Annotated in this window: 4 protein-coding genes; all 4 read right to left on the reverse strand. The window is 61.0% G+C overall.

The window, feature by feature from the left end; genetic code table 11:
* A partial coding sequence (fghA, locus tag AC1DWI_RS14150; protein WP_477725058.1) for an S-formylglutathione hydrolase occupies window positions 1–685 on the reverse strand: 685 nt, incomplete at its 3' end.
* A 108-nt stretch (window positions 686–793) separates the two neighbouring features.
* A complete protein-coding gene (locus tag AC1DWI_RS14155; RefSeq protein ID WP_477725059.1) occupies window positions 794–1,900 on the reverse strand; it encodes an S-(hydroxymethyl)glutathione dehydrogenase/class III alcohol dehydrogenase in 1,107 nt (368 codons plus the stop codon).
* Window positions 1,901–2,216: 316 nt separating this feature from the next.
* Window positions 2,217–3,434 (reverse strand): glycerophosphodiester phosphodiesterase, encoded by a 1,218-nt coding sequence (locus tag AC1DWI_RS14160; RefSeq protein ID WP_477671072.1) that lies wholly within the window; start codon window positions 3,432–3,434, stop codon window positions 2,217–2,219.
* A gap of 120 nt (window positions 3,435–3,554) precedes the next feature.
* Window positions 3,555–4,700: a molecular chaperone DnaJ gene (dnaJ, locus tag AC1DWI_RS14165; RefSeq protein ID WP_477725060.1), complete on the reverse strand. Its 1,146-nt coding sequence runs from the start codon at window positions 4,698–4,700 to the stop codon at window positions 3,555–3,557.
* Window positions 4,701–4,718 lie beyond the last annotated feature (18 nt).

Genomic DNA, 4,718 nt, shown 5'->3' on the forward strand with positions numbered 1-4,718 from the left:
GCCCCTGGTCTATGCGTATGCCGCCCGGGTAGGGCGCTGYGGGCATCAGGTTCATCAAGGCGGTGGCGTCATGTTCAACCCAGTTTGATTCATCGCTGCCGAGATAGCCGGTAAACGCCTTGCGGCCCCATGGGCACTGGCTGGGCGCGCAGATAGGTGCAAACGCCGAGACCGATGTGAAAAGATCCGGATGCCTGAGCGCGAGCGTTAACGCGCCGTGACCGCCCATCGAATGACCGAAGATGCCGATGCGGCCTGTGTCCAGCGGTAACGTGTTCGTCAGCAAAGGCAGCAGCTCCCCCGTGATGTAGCTTTCCATGCGGTAGTGCTGTGACCACGGCGCCTGTGTCGCGTCAAGGTAAAAGCCCGCGCCGCGGCCGAAATCCCAGCTGTCGGTCTCACCCGGAGTCTTTGCGCCGCGCGGGCTGGTGTCAGGCGCTATCAGCGCCAGGCCCAGCTCGGTGGCTACGCGCTGCGCACCGGCTTTGATCATGAAAGTTTCTTCGTTACAGGTCAGGCCCGCCAGGTAGATCAGCGCCGGCACCATCTCCCCAGCCATGGCTTGCGGCGGCAGGAACACCGAGAACTTCATCGGCAGGCCAATCTCGCGCGAGTCATGCTGGTAAAAGCGCTGCACACCGCCGAAGCAGCCGTGTTCGCTGAGCAATTCCAGTTGTGTCGTCATGGATGTCTTTCTGTTCAAGGAGGGGCCGCGGGACTGGCTTTGCCAGACCGCAGGCGCAGCGGCCCCCTCGCGGGGCAGGGAGCTACACGAAGTGAGCGACCGTGGGGGCTAATAGACGACAACACCACGAATGGATTCGCCGCTTTTCATTAAATCGAAACCCTTGTTGATGTCTTCCAGCGGCATGGTGTGCGTGATCAGGTCGTCGATATTGATCTTGCCTTCCATGTACCAGTCAACAATCTTGGGCACATCCGTGCGGCCGCGCGCGCCGCCGAAGGCTGAGCCTTCCCACTTGCGGCCGGTGACGAGCTGGAAGGGCCGGGTGCTGATCTCGGCGCCGGCTTCGGCCACGCCGATGATGATGCTGCGGCCCCAGCCCTTGTGCGTGCATTCCAGCGCCTGGCGCATCACCTTGGTGTTGCCTATGCATTCAAAGCTGTAGTCGGCGCCGCCATCGGTCAGTTGCACGATGGCGTCCACCACGTTCTCGGTCTCTTTCGGGTTGATGAAATGCGTCATGCCGAACTTGCGGGCCATCTCCTGCCGCGCGGGGTTGATGTCGACGCCGATGATCTTGTCGGCACCCACCATCTTCGCGCCCTGGATCACATTGAGGCCAATGCCGCCCAGGCCGAACACCACCACGTTGGCGCCGGCTTCCACCTTGGCGGTAAAGAGCACTGCGCCTATGCCGGTGGTCACGCCGCAGCCGATGTAGCAGACCTTGTCAAAGGGCGCGTCTTCGCGGATCTTGGCCAGCGAAATTTCAGGGGCGACGGTGTAGTTGCTGAAGGTGCTGGTGCCCATGTAGTGAAAGATGGGTTTGCCGTCCAGGCTGAAGCGGCTGGTCGCATCGGGCATCAGACCCTTGCCCTGCGTGCCGCGAATCAGCTGGCACAGGTTGGTTTTGCGAGAGAGACAAAACTTGCATTGCCGGCACTCGGGCGTGTAGAGCGGGATGACATGGTCGCCTTTTTTGAGCGTTGTCACGCCGGGGCCGACGTCAACCACGATGCCCGCGCCTTCATGGCCGAGGATGGCCGGGAAGTTGCCTTCCGGGTCGGCGCCCGAGAGCGTGTAGTAGTCGGTGTGGCAAATGCCGGTGGCCTTGATCTCGACGAGCACCTCGCCGAACTTCGGGCCTTGCAGGTCCACGGTTTCAATCGTCAGGGGCTGGCCTGACTTCCAGGCGACGGCAGCTTTGGTTTTCATGGTGTGTAGGGCTTGCGCTTGAAGTGAGTGGGGATGAGGTTCCGTGCGTAGGTCACTATAAGCCAGTCACCATCGGCAAATCTCGACTGAAGCCCTATCTTCACGGGCCCCGATGTTTCATTTTGAGAAAACCTGGGCCTTGCCTCCGGCGCTGTGTAACCGGCCCTATGGCTGGAATATGCTGTCGCGTTGCGGGGCACAGCCTTTACAGCTTGGGTTAAAAGTAAAAAAGCTGCCTGGCCCATTAAATATAGGCGCAAGCAGCTATTAATTTCATAGCATTGAGGTTAAACGGGTGAGACCCGCAACGGCTTGCTCAGCGGCCGGCTTCTTTCAGATACTGTGTCCGGGCGGCGATGGCAGTGTCGGTGAAGTCGGTGAACACGCCGTCAACGCCTGCGCGGTAAAACGCCAGGTATTCGGCCTTGGCATCGCCCTGGTAGTCGCTGGCCAGGCGGCGCGACTCGTTACGGAAGGTGAAGGGATGAACGAACAGGCCTGCTTTGTGCGCATCGGCGACGAAGCTGGTGGCTGGCTGCGAGGTCGAGTCGGCGTCGTTGAGCTTGCCGTCGCGGTTGATGTCGACCTGCTTGCCGTCGGCGCCGAAGGTGCCTTTGGTGCTGATGATGTAGCGCTTCCAGGGGCCGATGCCGTCTGCGTAGGTCTTGATCTCGGCCAGGCCTGCGGGCGTGGTCATGGCATCAAAGAGGCGTTTGTCGCCGGCCTTGGTCCAGTCGTAAGGGCGGTCGCTCGGCACGGCAAAGGTGACACGGCCGGTTTTCGGGTCAATGCCGTCGCCGTCGACGAGCTGGATCAGTTTCGTATTGAGGCCCTTGCTCTTCATGTACTTCAGGCTGCCGGGTTCAAACGACTGCACGTAGATGGGCGCGGTCTTGCTGTTCCATCCGGCAGCATTGATGATGGCGATCAGCTTGTCTTCCATCGGCAGGCCGAGTTCCCGGAAGTAGGTCGGGTTCTTGGTTTCCGGGTAGATCGCAATCGTGCGGCCTGTCTTGATGGATTGGGCCTTGGCCAGGTCCACCACCTCCTGAAGGGTGGGGATTTTGTACTGGCCGTTGAACTGCTGTGGGCGCTCGGCGTCGGTCGAGATCGCGCCCAAGGTGCGAATCTCGGCCAGTGTGAAGTCGTTGCTGAACCAGCCGGTCTGCGTTTCGCCGTCGACCTGGATGGTCTTCTTGCGTGAAGCGAACTCCGGGTGTTTGGCCACGTCGGTGCTGATCGCCAGGTTGGGGTCGTGACGGGTGACGAGCACGCCGTCCTTGGTCACGACCAGGTCCATCTCGATCACGTCGGCGCCGAGTTCGATCGCCCGCACATAGGCTTCCATCGTTTCTTCCGGCACATAACCCGAAGCGCCGCGGTGGGCGATGACCAGTGGCGCCTTGCCGTCAAGGGTGGGCAGCCCTGCTTGAGATGTCGTGCCTGAAGACGAGCAAGCGGTCAGCAGTACGCTGCTGCAAATAAGGGCGAGCAGGCTGCCTTGTCTCACGGCCTGGCGGGTCGATACGGTCATGGGTGTTTCCCGAAGTTAAAGGGCTGATCGTATGTGTCTGATCACGACAGGCGTGTGACAGTGTGTAGCGCCCGGCCATAAAAAATGCCGGAGCAGGTCCGGCATTTTCTGGGGGCACGATCAGGCGCTGAAGAAGCTCTTGAGCTTGTCGGCCCAGCCTTCTTCGCTGGGTGAATGCTTGGCACCGCCTTTTTTCAGCGACTCGTCCAGCTCCTTGAGCAGCTTGCGCTGGTGCTCGGTCAGCTTGACCGGTGTTTCTACTGTGATGTGGCAATACAGGTCACCGGGATAACTGGAGCGCACGCCCTTGATGCCCTTGCCGCGCAGACGGAACTGCTTGCTCGCCTGGGTGCCTTCGGGAATGTCGATGGCCGCTTTGCCGGCGAGTGTCGGCACTTCAATTTCCCCGCCCAGTGCGGCGGTGGTGAAACTGATGGGCACGGCGCAGTGCAGGTCGTCGCCGTCGCGCTCGAAGATGTCGTGCTTCTTCAGGCGGATCTCAATATAGAGGTCGCCAGGCGGGCCGCCATTGGTGCCCGGCTCACCGTTGCCGGTCGAGCGGATACGCATGCCGTCGTCGATGCCCGCGGGGATCTTGACTTCGAGTGTCTTGTTGTTCTTGGTCTTGCCCACGCCGTGGCAGGTCACGCAAGGCTCGGGAATCAGCTTTCCCGTGCCTTTGCACTGCGGGCAGGTTTGCTGCACGCTGAAGAAACCCTGGCGCATCTGCACCACGCCGTGGCCATGGCAGGTGGTGCAGGTCACCACTTTGGTGCCGGGCTTGGCGCCGCTGCCGTGGCAGGTATTGCAGTCGTCCCAGCTGGGAATGCGAATCTGTGCGTCCTTGCCGTTAGCGGCTTCTTCGAGCGTGATTTCCATGGCGTAGCTCAAGTCGCCGCCACGGTAAACCTGCCGGCCGCCGCCACGTTGTRCCCCGCCGCGCTGGCCGCCGAACACGTCGCCGAAGATGTCGCCGAAAGCTTCGGCAAAACCGCCAAAACCTTCCGCACCCGGGCCGCCGCGCATGTTGGGGTCTACGCCGGCATGGCCGTACTGGTCGTAGGCCGCGCGCTTTTGATCGTCGGAAAGCATCTCGTAGGCCTCTTTGGCCTCCTTGAATTTTTCTTCGGCAACCTTGGACGCATCCCCCTGGTTGCGGTCGGGGTGGTGCTTCATCGCAAGCTTGCGATATGCCTTCTTGATGTCTTCATCGCTGGCGTTTTTTGCAACGCCCAGCGTGTCGTAATAGTCTTTTTTGGTGGCCATGGCAGGTCAGTCAGGAAT

It is taken from the genome of Polaromonas sp. P3_C2 (genome assembly GCF_056402675.1).

Coding starts and splice junctions, on each gene's coding strand:
- AC1DWI_RS14155 (WP_477725059.1), bottom strand. CDS start 1,900: ATGAAAACCAAAGCTGCCGTCGCCTGGAAGTCAGGCCAGCCCCTGACG.
- AC1DWI_RS14160 (WP_477671072.1), bottom strand. CDS start 3,434: ATGACCGTATCGACCCGCCAGGCCGTGAGACAAGGCAGCCTGCTCGCC.